The sequence below is a fragment of the Pseudomonas sp. WS 5146 genome (assembly GCF_012985495.1).
In the GTDB taxonomy this organism is placed as follows: domain Bacteria; phylum Pseudomonadota; class Gammaproteobacteria; order Pseudomonadales; family Pseudomonadaceae; genus Aquipseudomonas; species Aquipseudomonas edaphica.
Window position 1 is genome coordinate 1 of record NZ_JAAQWL010000002.1, and the last position, 16,126, is coordinate 16,126.

Below are 16,126 nucleotides of genomic sequence, written 5' to 3' on the forward strand. Positions count from 1 at the left end.
TTGTTGGGGCGAGGGAGCTGGCTCCCGCTGGGCCGCGAAGCGGCCCAAACAGGGTCGGCGCGTTTTACCTGACGTAACTCTATGGCTGGTATAGGGGCTGCTTCGCAGCCCAGCGGGAGCAAGCTCCCTCGCCACAAAAGCGCTCTCCTTCTTTAGAGATTCCCCGTCTCATGTCCCAAACCCCACCCCCCAGCCAACTCGCCTACGTCCTGCACAGCCGCGCCTACCGCGAGACCAGCGCTTTGGTGGATTTCCTCACGCCCCAAGGCCGCTTGCGCGCGGTGTTGCGCAGTGCGCGGGGCAAAGCGGGTACGTTGGCACGGCCGTTTGTGGCGCTGGACGTGGAGTTTCGTGGCAAGGGCGAGCTGAAAAACGTCGGCCGCCTGGAAAGCGTCGGCACCTCGGCCTGGCTCAATGGCGAAGCGCTGTTCAGTGGCCTCTACCTCAACGAACTGTTGATCCGCCTGCTGCCCGCCGAAGACCCGCACCCCGCCGTCTTCGATCACTACGCTGCCACGCTGGTGGCCCTGGCCGAAGGTCGCCCGCTGGAGCCGCTGCTGCGCGCCTTCGAATGGCGCCTGCTCGATGACTTGGGCTACGGCTTCGAACTGAGCAACGACCTGCACGGCGACCCCATCGCCGCCGACGGTATGTACCGCCTGCAAGTCGACGCCGGCCTTGAGCGCGTGTACCTGCTGCAACCGGGCCTGTTCCAGGGCACCGAGCTGTTGGCCATGAGCGAAGCGGACTGGACCGCCCCTGGTGCCTTGTCCGCCGCCAAACGCTTGATGCGCCAGGCGCTGGCCGTGCATTTGGGCGGGCGCCCGCTGGTCAGTCGCGAGTTGTTTCGAAAGCCCTGACAAGCCCGTGTATGCTGTGCAGCGTTTCTTTCCCTTTTCAGGAGCGCTTCCGTGACCACCAGCAATCGCATTCTTCTTGGCGTCAACATCGACCACGTCGCCACCCTGCGCCAGGCCCGGGGCACCCGTTACCCCGACCCGGTCAAGGCCGCGCTGGACGCCGAAGAAGCGGGCGCCGACGGCATCACCGTGCACCTGCGCGAAGACCGCCGTCACATTCAGGAGCGCGATGTACTGGTGCTCAAGGACGTGCTGCAAACCCGCATGAACTTCGAGATGGGCGTCACCGAAGAAATGATGGCGTTCGCCGAACGCATCCGCCCGGCGCATATCTGCCTGGTGCCGGAAACCCGCCAGGAACTCACCACCGAAGGCGGCCTCGACGTGGCCGGCCAGGAAGCGCGGATCAAGGCGGCGGTGGAGCGCCTGTCGAAGATCGGCAGCGAAGTGTCACTGTTCATCGACGCCGACGAGCGCCAGATCGAAGCGTCGCGTCGCGTCGGCGCGCCGGCGATCGAACTGCACACCGGCCGTTACGCCGATGCCACCACGCCCACCGAAGTCGCGGACGAACTGCAGCGCATCATCGACGGCGTCAAGTGCGGCCTCAACGAAGGCCTGATCGTCAACGCCGGCCATGGCTTGCACTACCACAACGTCGAAGCCGTAGCCGCGATCAAGGGCATCAACGAGCTGAACATCGGCCATGCGCTGGTGGCGCATGCGCTGTTCGTCGGTTTCAAAGGCGCGGTTGCCGAAATGAAAGCCCTGATTCTGGCGGCTGCCAAGCACTGATCAGACACTGGAAATCTCCTGTGGAGCGGGCTTGTGTGGGAGCTGGCTTGCCTGCGATAGCATCACCTCGGTAAAACTGAAAAACCGAGGCGCCTGTATCGCGGGCAAGCCCGCTCCCACACAAGCCAGCTCCCACAGGAAATCTTCAGAGTCTTCATCGGCGTTTTCGCCATGCGGCAATGCGAAGCCTTACTGTTTAGCCGATGCAGGTGTATCGTATCTGCCCTTTGCGGGCCTCTGGCCTGCGGCAGATACGTGAGGTTGTTGTGTCCCGATCCTTTTCCCGTCGACAAATCCTGGGTGGCCTGGCAGGCCTGGCCGTCGTGGGCGTCGGTGCCGGTGGCGCCTATCGCTACTGGCTGGGGAAAGTCGCCGAGGCCAACGCAGGCCACGATTACGAGCTGATTGCCGCACCGTTGGACGTGGAACTGGTGCCCGGCCACAAGACCGAAGCCTGGGCGTTCGGCCCCTCGGCGCCAGGCACCGAGTTGCGTGTGCGCCAAGGCGAGTGGCTGCGGGTACGTTTTATCAACCACCTGCCGGTCGCCACCACCATTCACTGGCACGGCATCCGCCTGCCGCTGGAAATGGACGGCGTGCCCTACGTCTCGCAACTGCCGGTACTGCCCGGTGAATATTTCGACTACAAATTCCGCGTGCCCGACGCCGGCAGCTACTGGTATCACCCCCATGTGAACAGCAGCGAAGAACTCGGCCGTGGCCTGGTCGGCCCGCTGATTGTCGAAGAGCGCGAGCCCACCGGTTTCAAACACGAATGCACCTTGAGCCTGAAAAGCTGGCACGTGGACGAAGAGGGCGCCTTTGTCGCCTTCAGCGTGCCCCGTGAAGCGGCGCGTGGTGGCACGGCCGGGCGGCTGTCGACCATCAATGGCGTGCCCCAGGCGGTGATCGATCTGCCTGCCGGGCAGATCACCCGCGTGCGCTTGCTCAACCTCGACAACACCCTGACGTACCGCCTCAACATCCCCGACGTTGAAGCGCAGATCTACGCACTGGATGGCAACCCCATCGAGCCGCGCCCGTTGGGCAAGGAATACTGGCTGGGCCCGGGCATGCGCATTTGCCTGGCGATCAAGGCGCCACCGGCGGGTCAAGAGCTGTCGATCCGTAACGGCCCGGTGCGTCTCGGCACTTTCCGTTCAGTCGCCAATACCGACGCGCCGAGCGAATGGCCGCCAGCACTGCCCGCCAACCCGATTGCCGAGCCGGACCTGGCCAATGCCGAGAAACTCAACTTCAATTTCGAGTGGGTCGGCAGCGTGTCGGTGGATGACGGCAAACCGCCGAGCCTGTGGCAGATCAACGGCAAGGCCTGGGACATCACCGACAAGACCTGCGCCGACCGCCCGATTGCCAGGCTTGAGAAGGGCAAGAGCTATATTTTTGAATTGAAGAACATGACCCAGTACCAGCACCCGATTCACCTGCACGGCATGAGCTTCAAGGTGATCGCCTCGAACCGCCACAAGGTGATTCCGTATTTCACCGACACCTACCTGCTGGGCAAGAACGAGCGTGCGCGCGTGGCGTTGGTGGCCGATAACCCAGGCGTGTGGATGTTTCACTGCCACGTGATCGACCATATGGAAACCGGCCTGATGGCCGCCATCGAGGTGGCGTGATGCGCCAGATTCGCCCCGCAGCGATTATCGACCGCAGCCGCGACCAGCACTTCATGCGCGAAGCCCTGGCCCTTGCCGCCCAGGGCGCGGCACTTGGCGAAGTGCCCGTGGGCGCGGTGCTGGTGCAAGGCGGTGAAATCATCGGCCGTGGCTTTAACTGCCCGATCAGCGGCAACGACCCCAGCGCCCATGCCGAGATGGTCGCCATTCGCGCCGCTGCGCAGGCGATCAGCAACTACCGGCTGGTGGGCAGCACGCTGTACGTGACACTGGAACCGTGCAGCATGTGCGCTGGTTTGATTGTGCATTCGCGCATCGCGCGGGTGGTGTACGGCGCGCTGGAGCCCAAGGCCGGGATTGTGCAAAGCCAGGGGCAGTTTTTTACCCAGGGTTTTCTCAACCATCGGGTGCTGTATGAAGGCGGGGTGTTGGCCGAGGAATGCGGCACGGTACTGAGTGAATTCTTCAAGGCCCGCAGAGCCAAGCCCACACTCTAAAGAACACCGAGGAGCCAATGTGGGAGCTGGCTTGCCTGCGATAGCGGTGCATCAGTCACTGATGAGTTGTCGGGCTGGCCGCCATCGCAGGCAAGCCAGCTCCCACATTTTGATCCCCATTTAGTCAGGGACATCAGTGTTTATTTCTTGGCGATAATCACCGCCCGCATCGGCGCCGGCAGCCCTTCGATGGTCTTGCTGTGATCATCCGGGTCCAGGAAATCACTCAGCGACTGATACTTCATCCACTCGGTGCCGCGTTGTTCTTCAACCGTGGTCACGCTCACATCCACACAACGCACCTCACTGAAACCCGCGCGGCGCAGCCACAGCATCAGTGCCGGCACCGACGGCAGGAACCACACGTTGCGCATCTGTGCGTAGCGGTCTTCCGGCACCAGCACTTGCTGCTGATCGCCGTCCACTACCAGGGTTTCCAGCACCAACTCGCCACCTTTGACCAGTGTGTCCTTGAGTGCCAGCAGGTGCTCGATCGGCGAGCGACGGTGATAGAACACGCCCATGGAAAACACCGTATCGAAGCCTTCCAGGTTCGACGGCAGGTCCTCAAACGGGAACGGCAAGTGCCAGGCCTTTGGCGCAGACAAGTAGCGCTGCACCGCCTGGAACTGGCAGAAAAACAGCCAGTTCGGGTCTACGCCAATCACGCTGTCGGCGCCCGCGCCGAGCATGCGCCACATGTAATACCCGTTGCCGCAGCCCACATCGAGGATGCGCTTGCCCTTCAAATCCAGGTGCGGCGCCACCCGCGACCATTTCCAGTCCGAACGCCATTCGGTGTCCACGTGCACGCCGAACAGGTTGAACGGGCCTTTGCGCCACGGGCTCAGGCCCATCAGGGCGGTGTGCATTTGTGCGCGGGTGGCGTCGTCGCAATCGGTATCAAGCGTCAGGCCATTGAGCAAATCGACTTCGCTGGGCTGGATCTGCGGCAGTGCGTCCAGCGCACTTTGCCAGCGCTCCAGGTCGCCATGGCCCTTTTCCATTTTGCTGTCGAGCTGCGCTTGCAGGCCCTGGGCCCATACGGCCAGAGGAGTACCGACCAAGTGGCGGGCGAGGGGGGACAAATCAATCATGGCAAGGCAATCAACGAGGCAAAGTTAAGACACTGGAACCACGGCACGACTTTCGAGAACCCGGCCGCCAGCAGGCGTTCGCGGTGTTCTTCGAGGCTGTCGGGTTTCATGACGTTTTCGATGGCGCTGCGCTTCTGGGCAATTTCCAGTTCGCTGTAGCCGTTGGCGCGTTTGAACGCGATATGCAGGTCGGTGAGCAGCGCGTGTTCTTCGGGATCGTTGAAACGCAGCTTTTCCGAAAGGATCAGCGCCCCGCCTGGCAGCAGCGACTGGCGGATACGCCCGAGTAACGCCAGGCGTTGGTCAGGCGCGATAAATTGCAGGGTGAAGTTCAACGCCACCACCGAAGCAGGCTTAAATTGCAGCGCGAGAATGTCGCCCTCAATCACCTCAACCGGCAGCAACTCCTGGAACATCGAGTCCTGACCGTTGAGGTATTCGCGGCAGCGCTCGACCATGGCGGCGGAGTTATCCACTGCAATCACCCGGCAGCCGTCGGTGCGCACGTGGCGACGCAAAGCTTGGGTCACAGCGCCTAGGGACGAACCGAGGTCGTAAAGCACGCTGCCCGGCTGGGCAAATTGCGCCGCAAGCACGCCGAGGTTCTCGACGATGGTCGGGTAACCCGGCACCGAGCGCTTGATCATGTCCGGGAACACCCGCACCACGTCCTCGTTAAAGGCGAAGTCCGGCACCTGGGGCAGGGGCTGGGCGAATAGGCGATCGGGTTCTTTGCTCACGGTTGTTCCGGCGACGAGGGGGGAAAGGCCGGCATTTTAGCCAAGTTGGCCCTCATGTGCGCGGGTTGTCTGATGGAAAGCCGAAGCGGTAATACCCCACTGACCCAGCCAATAGGTGGTGATCAGCAAATACGGTGCCGCATCGAAGGCCAACACAAACCGGTTGATGCCGATCAGCGTGTCGGAAAACACAAACGACACCGCCCCCGCTGCCGCAAGCCATGCCGAGCGTTTGGGCACTTCACTGCCCAGCCGTGCGAGCGCACGCCAAAGCATGGCACTGATCACCAGGGCGTAAACCACCACTGGAATCAGCAAGTCGCCGAGGCCGTGGGAAATCAAAATACTCAGCAGGATTGCCCCCACACCCAGCGCCAATACCAATGGCAACACCGCCAGGCGGCGGCAATCGCTGAAATAGGCTTTCAGATACGCCAGGTGCGCAAACAGGAACGCGCCGAGGCCAAAGATAAACAGGTCGCCCGGCCAAGCGAGCAGCACATCACCGACCAGGGAAAAAATCAGCCCCAGGCTGATCCAGCGTCGATAGTCAGTGGGCGGCGCATCATGCAGCCAGCCCAGCAGTGCCAGCACCGGCAGTGGTTTGACCAGCAGGCACAACAAGGTGGCGTGGGTGGTCAGGCCGTAGATAAAGGTGCCGGCGCCCATCAGCGCAAGGATCAGCCATGGCATATCAGTTCACCGTAATGGCGCAGTCGAAGGTTTCGGCCGGTTCGGCTTCCGGCTCCCAGGGTTGCTGGGATGTCAGGCGCAAACGGCCCTGGCCGGCCGCGAAGGCCTGGAAGCGCCAGGTGGAGTGGCCACCGCCGCCGATCACACCGGATTCCGCGCTGCTGTAGACCTCTGGGCTCAAGGCGCGCAGCACACCGCCGGCGGAATCCTGGATGGCCCAGCGGTAGCCGGTGGTGGGGTTGCTCGGCAGGGTGAGGATCAGGTTTTGTCCGGTTTTAAGCTGCAGCGGGCAGGCGCTCTGGTTGTCCACTGTGACGTTTTGCTTGGGGGCACTGGCGCATCCGGCCAGCAGGGCAAGGCTCAAGGGGAGAAGCAGGCGGGCAGCGGTCATGGAGGCTCCGTTGTGTGGCGACGAAGGGCGAGCATAACCGAAGATGAGACAAGGTGTGACAAGCAGACAGTGACAGAAACCTTTGTGGCGAGGGAGCAAGCTCCCTTGCCACAGGGTTGGAGTGAAATTTAGAAGAGCACCTTCGCCACATCCGCAAAGCGCTTGGCAAAGTGTACCGTCATGCCTTCCTTCAGGTACTCCGGCAACTCCTCAAAGCTCCCGCGATTCGGCTCCGGCAAGATCAGCTCGTGAATCTTCTGGCGGCGCGCCGCAATCACCTTCTCGCGCACGCCGCCAATCGGCAGCACATGCCCGGTCAAGGTCAGCTCGCCGGTCATGGCCACGCCTTTTTTCGGCGGCTGGTTGCGTGCCAGCGACAGCAGCGCACTGGCCATGGTGACACCTGCGCTCGGGCCGTCTTTGGGTGTGGCGCCTTCCGGCACGTGCAGGTGTACGAAGGCTTCATCGAAGAACTTCGGATCGCCGCCAAACGACTTCAGGTTCGAGCTGATGTAGCTGTAGGCGATCTCGGCGGACTCTTTCATCACTTCACCCAACTGCCCGGTGAGTTTGAAGCCGCGATTGAGCGTGTGGATGCGCGTCGCCTCAATCGGCAAGGTCGCGCCGCCCATGCTGGTCCAGGCCAGGCCAGTTATCACACCAGTGCCCGACAGCACTTGCTCGTTGCGGAACACCGGCATGCCCAATGAGCTTTCCAGGTCCTTGTTGCCGATCTTGATCACCGAGTCTGGCTCATCCAGCAGCTTGACCACCGCCTTGCGCACCAGTTTGCCCAGCTGTTTCTCCAACTGGCGCACCCCGGCTTCCCGCGCATAACCGTCGATCAACGCACGCAGGGCGCCGTCGCTGATGCTCAGGCTGGTTTTCGCCACGCCGGCTTTTTCCAGCTGCTTGGGCCACAGGTGACGCTTGGCGATGGCGACTTTTTCTTCGGTGATATAGCCCGACAGGCGAATCACTTCCATACGGTCCAGCAACGGGCCGGGGATCGAGTCCAGGGTGTTGGCGGTACACACGAACAGCACTTTGGACAGGTCCAGGCGCAGGTCCAGGTAGTGATCGAGGAATTCGACGTTCTGCTCAGGGTCGAGGGTTTCCAGCAGCGCAGACGCCGGGTCGCCCTGGAAGCTCTGGCCCATCTTGTCGATCTCGTCGAGCATGATCACCGGGTTCATCACTTCCACATCTTTAAGCGCCTGCACCAGCTTGCCCGGCAGGGCGCCGATGTAGGTGCGGCGATGGCCCTTGATCTCGGCCTCATCGCGCATGCCGCCAACGCTGAACCGATAGAACGGCCTGCCCAGGGATTCGGCGATGGATTTACCCACACTGGTCTTGCCCACGCCCGGCGGGCCGACCAGCAGCACGATGGAACCGGCGACTTCGCCTTTGTAAGCACCGACCGCGAGGAATTCGAGGATGCGACTTTTGATGTCGTCCAGGCCCGCATGGTGCTTATCCAGCACTTTGCGCGCGTGTTTCAGGTCGAGCTTGTCCTCGCCATATACGCCCCACGGCACGGAAGTGGCCCAGTCCAGGTAGTTGCGTGTGACCGCGTATTCCGGCGAACCGGTTTCCAGGATCGACAGCTTGTTCATCTCTTCGCCGATGCGTTTTTGCGCCTGGGCCGGCAGCACTTTGCCCACCAGGCGTTGCTCGAACTGTTCGACGTCAGCGCTGCGGTCATCCTTGGTCAAGCCCAGCTCTTGCTGGATGACCTTGAGTTGTTCCTTGAGGAAGAACTCGCGCTGATGCTCACCGATCTTGCGGTTTACCTCGGCGGAGATTTCCTTCTGCAGGCGCGCGACTTCAACTTCCTTGCGCAGCATTGGCAATACTTTTTCCATGCGCTTGAGCATGGGGACGCAGTCCAGCACTTCCTGCAACTCGTTACCGGTTGCCGAGGTCAACGCGGCGGCGAAGTCGGTGAGCGGCGACGGGTCGTTGGGGCTGAAGCGGTTGAGGTAGTTCTTCAACTCTTCGCTGTACAGTGGGTTGAGCGGCAGCAGTTCCTTGATCGCGTTGATCAACGCCATGCCGTAGGCCTTGACCTCGTCGGTCGGCTGGGTGGGCTGGTGCGGGTATTCGACTTCCACCAGGTATGGCGGGCGATGGTGCTTGAGCCAGGTCTTGATGCGCACGCGGGTCAGGCCCTGGGCGACGAACTGCAGCTTGCCGTTCTCGCGGCTGGCGTGGTGCACCTTCACCAGCGTGCCGTACAGCGGCAGGCTGGAGGTGTCGAAGTGGCGCGGGTCTTCGGGTGGTGTGTCCATGAAAAACAGTGCAAGCGAGTGGTGGTCGGATTTGCTCACCAGCTCCAGGGTTTCGGCCCACGGATCTTCGTTGACGATGACCGGCAATACCTGCGCCGGGAAGAACGGCCGGTTGTGGATCGGGATGATATAGACCTTGTCCGGCAGGTTTTGCCCAGGCAGGGCCAGGCCGGTGTTGGACGAGGTTTCGTGCTCAGCGTTTTCGGGGTCGGCGTAATCGTTCAGGTCGATGTCCGGGAATTCTTGCTGGTCGCTCATGGGGCACCTGCATAAGGAAGTATGCAGGTTAGATGGGGCGGGGTAGCGGTGGTTTCAATGGTGGGCGTGAGATAGCAACATATTGCATGAAATTTCTAAAACGACGCTGAGTCCATGTGGGAGCTGGCTTGCCTGCGATAGCGGTGTGCCAGTTGATACATCGGGTGACTGATACACCGCCATCGCAGGCAAGCCAGCTCCCACATTTCAGATCGGGTGAAGTCAGCTGATTTTGTGCAGGTAGGCCGGCAGCGGCTGCTCCGGTAACACCGACAGCACCTTCAGGCGCTGCAACATCCGCTGCCGCGCCCGCTGCAAATGCTCGCGCAAATTCAGCGCCGCCGCATCAAATGCCCCATGCAGCAACAACTCCAGAATCAAGCGATGTTCGGCGAGCATGGCGGGATCTGCGCCGATTCCCAGTAAACGGTAAAAAATACGACTGATGATCATCGGGCTTTGGCCCTGGCGGATCAGCGCGGCGATCTTGCGGTTTTGCAGGCCGGCCAGGCAGCGTTGGTGCAAGTCCTCTTCGATCTGTTCGATGGTTTCCAGGCTGCAGTGTGGGCTTTGCTGGGCATCCAGCACGCGCTGCAACATCGCTTCGAGCATCTCGCGGTCCAGGTTCGGCGCACTCTGGCGCAGCGCTTCGGGTTCCAGGCAGGCGCGTAGTTCGTAGTCTTCGGTGACTTCCCGCGCGGTCAACGGCCCGGCCAGCCACTGGGAGTAGGGTTCTTTTTCCACCAGGCCACGGTCGCGCAGGCGCATCAGCGCTTCACGCACCACCGCGCGGCTGACGCTGTAGTGGTCAGCGGCGGCTTGCTCGTCCAGGCGGTAGTGGCCAAAAGCGATACACGTGGACAGCGCCGCGCCGATTTCCTCGACGATCCGTTCGCCCAGCGGCCGCGTATCCACCAACTCAGCTTCGCCATCAAGGCCCAGGTGCGCATGGCTCAGGGGCAAGCGCAGCGGCTCCATGACCAGGCCTTTGGGGTTGATCAAGTAACCTCGGCCATTGAAGCGGCAGATCAAGCCCTCGTCATGCAGCAGGTCCAAAGCCTTGCGGACTGGAACGCGGCTGGTGCCGAACAGCTCGGCCAGCGGCGCTTCCAGCAACACCAGCCCGTGGCGCGCAGTGCCGTTAACGATCGCATCACGCAACAGTTGGTGAATCATCGCGTAACGGGAGGCCGAGGCGGACACTGCTTTCATCGTGTTCTCTTGGGCGTGTAGGAAATTGGTCGGGGATTCTCTCATAGATGCACCTGTCACTCTGCGCTACAGCGGTGGCACTTTTTTGGGGCCGCCAAGAGAGAAACGTTACTTTTTGCACCAAAATGTATTTATTAATAAAAGATACATTATTTCAATTCGAGTCAGGCTCAGCACGTGCGCCGATATTTTTTGCAGCCTGAAAAACCATCTATCCCGCTGGTGTTGACGTTATGGCTTAGGAACACCACAACACGTCCAAAGAGACTGGCACGAAATCTGCCTTTGTAAAACGTACATTTTATTAATATGTACGTTTTGTGAGGGTCATCTTGATGTCAGACGCCACCTCAATGGCCCAAGCGTTCGCCAGCGGTCGCAACGACCCGGTGCAGGCACTGGAGCAGGCACTCGTCCACGCGAGCATGGCGCCCAGTGTCTTTATCTCCCTGACCGCCGAGCGCGCACGCCGTGAGGCCGAGGCTGCCGCCGCGCGCTGGCGTGCCGGGCAGCCTTTGAGCGCATTCGATGGCGTGCCACTGGCCTGGAAAGATTTGTTCGACGTGGCCGGCAGCATCACCACCGCAGGCGCCGCCTATCGCCGCAAGGCTGCGCCGGCCTTGGTCGATGCGCCCAGTGTCGGGCTGTTGTGCCGCGCCGGAATGGTCAGCCTGGGCAAGACCAATCTCAGTGAACTGGCGTATTCCGGCCTGGGCCTGAACCCGCATTTCGGCACGCCCCATAACCCCAATGGCAGCGATCAACCGCGCATTCCCGGCGGCTCGTCGTCGGGCTCGGCGGTCGCTGTGGCGGCGGGGATCGTGCCCATCGCCATGGGCACCGACACCGCCGGCTCGATCCGCATCCCCGCGGCGCTCAATGGTGTGGTGGGCTACCGCAGCAGCTGTCGGCGCTACAGCCGCGACGGCGTATTCCCGCTGGCGCACACCCTCGACAGCCTCGGCCCGCTGACCCGCAGCGTGCGCGATGCGCTGGCCATCGACGACCTGCTCAACGGCCGCACGCAACAGCACGTCGCCCGTAGCCTCAAGGGCCAGCACTTCGTCCTTGAGCAGGGCACGTTGGAAGACATCGAGCCCGCCGTGCGCAATAACCTGCTGCGCGCCGTGGACCAGCTCAAGGCTGCCGGTGCGCTGATCGAGGTGCGCGCGTCAGCCACCTTCCAGGCCACCCTCAACCTGATCAAGCAGGACGGCTGGCTCGGCTCATTCGAAGCCTTCGCCCTGCACGAAGGCCTGTTGGACAGCAGCGATGCCGAGCAACTCGACCCGCGTGTACGTCGCCGCCTGGAGGCCGCGCGTGAATTGCCTGCCAGCCAATTACTGCACCTGATCGACGCGCGTCGCCGCTTGCAACTCCAACTGGTCGATGAACTCGACGGTGCCGTTCTCATTACCCCGACCGTCGCCCATGTCGCCCCGGCCCTTGCACCGCTGCAAGCCGATGACGAGCTGTTCGTCAAAACCAACCTCGCCACCCTGCGCCTGACCATGCCCGGCAGTTTGCTCGACATGCCTGGCGTCAGCCTGCCCAGCGGCCGTGATGCCCTGGGTTTACCCACCGGCCTGCTGCTCAGCGCCCCAAGCGGCGAAGACGCACGTCTGCTCAGGGCCGCACTGTCGGTCGAAACCACCCTGAATTTTTAAGGAGACATACCATGGCTAAAGACATTCTCTGTGCATTTGGCGTCGACGTAGACGCCGTCGCCGGCTGGCTCGGCTCCTACGGCGGTGAAGACTCGCCGGACGACATCTCTCGCGGCTTGTTCGCAGGTGAAATTGGCGCGCCGCGCCTGCTCAAACTGTTCGAACGCTACGGCCTGCGCACCACCTGGTTTATTCCCGGTCACTCAATGGAAACCTTCCCCGAGCAGATGAAAGCGGTGGCCGACGCCGGCCACGAAATCGGCGTGCACGGCTACAGCCACGAAAACCCGATCGCGATGACCGCCGAGCAGGAAGAAATCGTCCTCGATAAGTCGATCGAGCTGATCACCCAGGTCACCGGCAAGCGCCCGACCGGTTATGTCGCACCCTGGTGGGAATTCAGCAAGGTCACTAACGAGTTGCTGCTGAAAAAAGGCATCAAGTACGACCACAGCCTGATGCACAACGACTTCCATCCGTACTACGTGCGCAAGGGCGACAGCTGGACCAAGATCGATTACAGCCAGCACCCGGATACCTGGATGAAACCTTTGGTGCGCGGCGAAGAAACCGACCTGGTGGAAATCCCGGCCAACTGGTACCTCGACGACCTGCCGCCGATGATGTTCATCAAAAAAGCCCCCAACAGCCACGGCTTCGTCAACCCGCGCCACCTGGAAGAGATGTGGCGCGACCAGTTCGACTGGGTTTACCGCGAACACGAACACGCGGTGTTCACCATGACCATCCACCCCGACGTGTCCGGCCGCCCGCAAGTGCTGTTGATGCTCGAGCGCCTGATCGAACACATCCAGAGCCATGCCGGCGTGCGCTTTGTCACCTTCGACGAAATCGCCGACGACTTTATCCGCCGCCAACCGCGTACCTGATCTGAGTCATCCGTTACCTGTGGTTCAGGTTCCACCTTGGCTAGTCGGCATTTGCCCCAACCCTGCGAGGCGCGATTTATGTCCATCTACAACAAGCTTGACCTGACTGGCTGGAAACCCCGGCAACTGACGTCGCAAGAGGTGCGCTTTGCCACCTGGATCGCGTTTTTCGCCTGGGTGTTTGCGGTGTATGACTTCATCCTCTTCGGCACCTTGCTGCCGGAGATCGGCCGGCATTTTGGCTGGGGTGAAGTGGAGCAAGCTGAAATCGCAACATGGGTGGCGGTGGGCACAGCGGTGGTCGCCTTTGCGATTGGCCCGGTAGTGGACAAGTTGGGCCGGCGCAAAGGCATTATTTTTACCGTGGCAGGTTCCGCGCTGTGCTCGGCACTTACCGCGATTGGCGGTGCGTGGGGCAAGTCGCCGCTGATTCTGATTCGTTCGCTGGGCGGCCTGGGCTATGCCGAGGAAACCGTCAACGCCACGTACCTGAGCGAGCTGTATGGCGCCTCGGAAGACCCACGACTGACCAAGCGCCGCGGGTTTATCTACAGCCTGGTGCAGGGCGGCTGGCCAGTGGGCGCGTTGATCGCTGCCGGGTTGACCGCGCTGTTGCTGCCGATTATCGGCTGGCAGGGGTGTTTCATTTTTGCAGCGATCCCGGCCATCGTGATCGCGATCATGGCGCGCAAGCTCAAGGAGAGCCCGCAGTTCCAGATCCATCAGCGCATCAGCGAACTGCGTAAAAGCGGCGCGGTAAAAGAAGCGCAAAACGTCGCTGTGACTTACGGCGTCGACTACGACGAACACAGCAAGGCTGGCCTTAAAGCCGCCTTCCGTGGCCCGGCCCGGCGCGCCACGCTGGTGATCGGCGCCGCGCTGTTGCTCAACTGGGCGGCCATCCAGGTGTTCAGCGTGCTCGGTACCTCGGTGATCGTCAGCGTGCACCATATTTCGTTCGAGAATTCGCTGATCATCCTCGTGCTGTCGAACCTGGTGGGTTACTGCGGCTACCTTACCCACGGCTGGATGGGCGACAAGATCGGCCGCCGCAACGTGATCGGCCTGGGCTGGATGCTCGGTGGCCTGGCATTTGCCGGGATGCTGTTTGGCCCAAGCAACATGCCGATGGTGGTCGGGCTTTACAGCCTGGGCCTGTTCTTCCTGATCGGGCCTTACTCGGCGGCGTTGTTCTTTATCAGCGAGAGTTTCCCCACCAGCATCCGCGCCACCGGCGGCGCGATCATCCATGCCATGGGGCCGATTGGTGCAGTGGTCGCAGGGTTTGGCGCCACCCAGGTGTTGTCCGCCGGCAGTGACTGGCAGACCGCCGCGCTGTGGTTCGGCGCGCTGCCGTGCTTCTTGTCCGGTGCGCTGATGTTTGCCGCACGCCATGTGCGTCCGGAAACCGTTCAGTAAGGAGTGTTAGATGAGCCGTAAAGTTGCCTTGATTACCGGTGCCGCCAGCGGCATCGGCCAAGCCCTCGCCGTGGCGTATGCGCGCAGCGGCGTGGCGGTGGTCGGCGGGTATTTCCCGGCCGATCCCCATGACCCGCATACCACCGTGGCCCTGGTGAAAGAAGCCGGCGGCGAATGCCTGATGTTGCCGCTGGACGTGGGCAATAGCGCCTCGGTAAACGCCCTGGCCGAGGCCGCCGTGCAGCACTTCGGCCGCCTCGATTATGCCGTGGCCAACGCCGGTTTACTGCGCCGCGCGCCGTTGCTGGAGATGACCGATGAGCTGTGGGACGAGATGCTCAATATCGACCTCACAGGGGTGATGCGCACCTTCCGCGCTGCAAGCCGGCACATGAAAGAGGGCGGCGCGCTGGTGGCGATTTCATCGATTGCCGGCGGTGTGTATGGCTGGCAGGAACACAGCCATTACGCGGCGGCAAAAGCCGGCGTGCCGGGGTTGTGCCGTTCGCTGGCGGTGGAGTTGGCGGCGTTGGGGATTCGTTGCAATGCGGTGATTCCGGGGTTGATCGAGACGCCGCAGTCGTTGGATGCGAAGAATTCTTTGGGGCCGGAAGGCTTGGCCAAGGCCGCCCGGGTAATTCCGTTGGGCCGGGTAGGGCGGGCGGATGAGGTGGCGTCGCTGGTGCAGTTTTTGACCAGTGAGGCGTCGAGCTATTTGACTGGCCAAAGCATCGTCATCGACGGTGGTTTAACCGTGCGCTGGCCCGACTGAATGCATCCAATCCAAATGTGGGAGCGGGCTTGCTCGCGAATGCGCCGTGTCAGTCAATGCATGTGTTACTGACCCACCGTATTCGCGAGCAAGCCCGCTCCCACATTGGAACTGTGTTTGTCCAAGGAGACTTGTATGTCCCAACTCGTTAACCGTCGTGCCGTAATCACCGGCGCCGGCAGCGGCATCGGTGCCGCCATCGCCCGTGCCTACGCCGCTGAAGGCGCACGCCTGCTGCTGGCCGACCGCAACGCCGTCAGCCTCGCCGAAACCGCGATCACCTGCCGCAACCTCGGCGCCGAGGTGGTCGAGTGCCTGGCCGATGTCGGCAGCGTTGAAGGCGCCCAGGCCAGTGTCGACCGCTGCGTCGAGCACTTCGGCGGCATCGATATTCTGGTCAACAATGCCGGCATGCTCACCCAGGCACGCTGCGTCGACCTTTCCATCGAGATGTGGAACGACATGCTGCGCGTCGACCTCACCAGTGTATTTGTCGCCAGTCAGCGCGCCTTGCCGCACATGCTGGCGCAGCGTTGGGGCCGCATCATTAATGTGGCCTCGCAACTGGGTATCAAGGGCGGCGCCGAGTTGACCCACTACGCCGCGGCCAAGGCTGGGGTGATCGGCTTCACCAAATCCCTGGCGCTGGAAGTGGCCAAGGACAACGTGCTGGTCAATGCCATTGCACCCGGCCCGATCGAGACGCCGTTGGTGGGCGGCATCAGCGAAGACTGGAAACGCGCCAAAGCCGCCGAGTTGCCCCTGGGCCGCTTTGGCCTGGCCGATGAAGTGGCGCCGACCGCTGTACTGCTTGCCAGCGAGCCGGGAGGCAACCTGTTTGTCGGCCAGACACTCGGCCCGAATTCCGGCGATGTCATGCCATGAGTGAGGTGTAGGC

Annotated in this window: 15 protein-coding genes; 9 read left to right on the forward strand and 6 right to left on the reverse strand. The window is 62.0% G+C overall.

Going from position 1 to position 16,126, the window contains the following annotated elements:
* The first annotated feature begins 170 nt into the window (after nt 1-170).
* From recO to tadA, 4 genes are all read left to right on the forward strand, one after another.
* A complete protein-coding gene (gene recO, locus HBO41_RS04505) occupies nt 171-860 on the forward strand; it encodes a DNA repair protein RecO (protein WP_017136296.1) in 690 nt (229 codons plus the stop codon).
* 51 nt (nt 861-911) lie between these two features.
* On the forward strand, nt 912-1,655 hold the full coding sequence (gene pdxJ, locus HBO41_RS04510; RefSeq protein WP_169985285.1) for a pyridoxine 5'-phosphate synthase: 744 nt from the start codon (nt 912-914) through the stop codon (nt 1,653-1,655).
* A 266-nt stretch (nt 1,656-1,921) separates the two neighbouring features.
* The gene (locus tag HBO41_RS04515) at nt 1,922-3,298 is read left to right on the forward strand and encodes a multicopper oxidase family protein (protein ID WP_026013628.1); all 1,377 of its coding nucleotides are present in this window, start codon (nt 1,922-1,924) and stop codon (nt 3,296-3,298) included.
* Nucleotides 3,298-3,795, forward strand: a complete 498-nt coding sequence (tadA, locus tag HBO41_RS04520; RefSeq protein WP_017136300.1) for a tRNA adenosine(34) deaminase TadA — start codon at nt 3,298-3,300, stop codon at nt 3,793-3,795. Before HBO41_RS04515 ends, tadA begins: the two co-directional genes overlap by 1 nt.
* Nucleotides 3,796-3,935: 140 nt before the next feature.
* On the opposite strand, the gene cmoB is transcribed toward tadA, so the two are convergent.
* The 6 genes from cmoB to HBO41_RS04550 all read right to left on the reverse strand — a co-directional run bounded on the left by cmoB (nt 3,936) and on the right by HBO41_RS04550 (nt 10,480).
* Nucleotides 3,936-4,892 carry a tRNA 5-methoxyuridine(34)/uridine 5-oxyacetic acid(34) synthase CmoB gene (cmoB, locus tag HBO41_RS04525; protein WP_017136301.1) on the reverse strand — a complete coding sequence of 319 codons (957 nt, stop codon included), beginning with the start codon at nt 4,890-4,892 and terminating at the stop codon, nt 3,936-3,938.
* Nucleotides 4,889-5,632, reverse strand: a complete 744-nt coding sequence (gene cmoA, locus HBO41_RS04530; RefSeq protein ID WP_017136302.1) for a carboxy-S-adenosyl-L-methionine synthase CmoA — start codon at nt 5,630-5,632, stop codon at nt 4,889-4,891. The genes cmoB and cmoA overlap by 4 nt, the downstream gene beginning before the upstream one ends.
* A gap of 36 nt (nt 5,633-5,668) precedes the next feature.
* Nucleotides 5,669-6,325 carry a lysoplasmalogenase gene (locus HBO41_RS04535; RefSeq protein WP_099548485.1) on the reverse strand — a complete coding sequence of 219 codons (657 nt, stop codon included), beginning with the start codon at nt 6,323-6,325 and terminating at the stop codon, nt 5,669-5,671.
* Between the two features lies 1 nt (nt 6,326).
* Entirely contained in the window at nt 6,327-6,716 is a 390-nt protein-coding gene (locus HBO41_RS04540) for a protease inhibitor I42 family protein (RefSeq protein ID WP_017136304.1), read from the reverse strand.
* A 128-nt stretch (nt 6,717-6,844) separates the two neighbouring features.
* Nucleotides 6,845-9,268 (reverse strand): endopeptidase La, encoded by a 2,424-nt coding sequence (lon, locus tag HBO41_RS04545; protein WP_236460774.1) that lies wholly within the window; start codon nt 9,266-9,268, stop codon nt 6,845-6,847.
* A 222-nt stretch (nt 9,269-9,490) separates the two neighbouring features.
* Complete coding sequence (locus HBO41_RS04550) at nt 9,491-10,480, reverse strand: GntR family transcriptional regulator (protein WP_017136306.1); 990 nt, start codon at nt 10,478-10,480, stop codon at nt 9,491-9,493.
* Nucleotides 10,481-10,815: 335 nt separating this feature from the next.
* Here HBO41_RS04550 and HBO41_RS04555 point away from each other — a divergent pair, with 335 nt between their 5' ends.
* The 5 genes from HBO41_RS04555 to HBO41_RS04575 all read left to right on the forward strand — a co-directional run bounded on the left by HBO41_RS04555 (nt 10,816) and on the right by HBO41_RS04575 (nt 16,113).
* The gene (locus HBO41_RS04555) at nt 10,816-12,147 is read left to right on the forward strand and encodes an amidase (protein ID WP_099548487.1); all 1,332 of its coding nucleotides are present in this window, start codon (nt 10,816-10,818) and stop codon (nt 12,145-12,147) included.
* 11 nt (nt 12,148-12,158) lie between these two features.
* Nucleotides 12,159-13,037 (forward strand): polysaccharide deacetylase, encoded by an 879-nt coding sequence (locus HBO41_RS04560; RefSeq protein WP_003234086.1) that lies wholly within the window; start codon nt 12,159-12,161, stop codon nt 13,035-13,037.
* A gap of 78 nt (nt 13,038-13,115) precedes the next feature.
* Nucleotides 13,116-14,456 carry an MFS transporter gene (locus HBO41_RS04565; RefSeq protein ID WP_069786160.1) on the forward strand — a complete coding sequence of 447 codons (1,341 nt, stop codon included), beginning with the start codon at nt 13,116-13,118 and terminating at the stop codon, nt 14,454-14,456.
* A 10-nt stretch (nt 14,457-14,466) separates the two neighbouring features.
* Nucleotides 14,467-15,228 (forward strand): SDR family NAD(P)-dependent oxidoreductase, encoded by a 762-nt coding sequence (locus HBO41_RS04570; RefSeq protein WP_169985288.1) that lies wholly within the window; start codon nt 14,467-14,469, stop codon nt 15,226-15,228.
* A gap of 135 nt (nt 15,229-15,363) precedes the next feature.
* Complete coding sequence (locus HBO41_RS04575) at nt 15,364-16,113, forward strand: SDR family NAD(P)-dependent oxidoreductase (RefSeq protein WP_169985290.1); 750 nt, start codon at nt 15,364-15,366, stop codon at nt 16,111-16,113.
* Nucleotides 16,114-16,126 lie beyond the last annotated feature (13 nt).

Bases quoted from the DNA above. Each gene is read 5' to 3' on its own strand.
- HBO41_RS04550 (WP_017136306.1), bottom strand. From the start codon at position 10,480: ATGAAAGCAGTGTCCGCCTCGGCCTCCCGTTACGCGATGATTCACCAA.
- tadA (WP_017136300.1), top strand. From the start codon at position 3,298: ATGCGCCAGATTCGCCCCGCAGCGATTATCGACCGCAGCCGCGACCAG.
- HBO41_RS04575 (WP_169985290.1), top strand. From the start codon at position 15,364: ATGTCCCAACTCGTTAACCGTCGTGCCGTAATCACCGGCGCCGGCAGC.
- HBO41_RS04570 (WP_169985288.1), top strand. From the start codon at position 14,467: ATGAGCCGTAAAGTTGCCTTGATTACCGGTGCCGCCAGCGGCATCGGC.
- HBO41_RS04535 (WP_099548485.1), bottom strand. From the start codon at position 6,325: ATGCCATGGCTGATCCTTGCGCTGATGGGCGCCGGCACCTTTATCTAC.
- recO (WP_017136296.1), top strand. From the start codon at position 171: ATGTCCCAAACCCCACCCCCCAGCCAACTCGCCTACGTCCTGCACAGC.
- cmoB (WP_017136301.1), bottom strand. From the start codon at position 4,892: ATGATTGATTTGTCCCCCCTCGCCCGCCACTTGGTCGGTACTCCTCTG.
- HBO41_RS04560 (WP_003234086.1), top strand. From the start codon at position 12,159: ATGGCTAAAGACATTCTCTGTGCATTTGGCGTCGACGTAGACGCCGTC.
- lon (WP_236460774.1), bottom strand. From the start codon at position 9,268: ATGAGCGACCAGCAAGAATTCCCGGACATCGACCTGAACGATTACGCC.
- HBO41_RS04555 (WP_099548487.1), top strand. From the start codon at position 10,816: ATGTCAGACGCCACCTCAATGGCCCAAGCGTTCGCCAGCGGTCGCAAC.
- HBO41_RS04565 (WP_069786160.1), top strand. From the start codon at position 13,116: ATGTCCATCTACAACAAGCTTGACCTGACTGGCTGGAAACCCCGGCAA.
- HBO41_RS04540 (WP_017136304.1), bottom strand. From the start codon at position 6,716: ATGACCGCTGCCCGCCTGCTTCTCCCCTTGAGCCTTGCCCTGCTGGCC.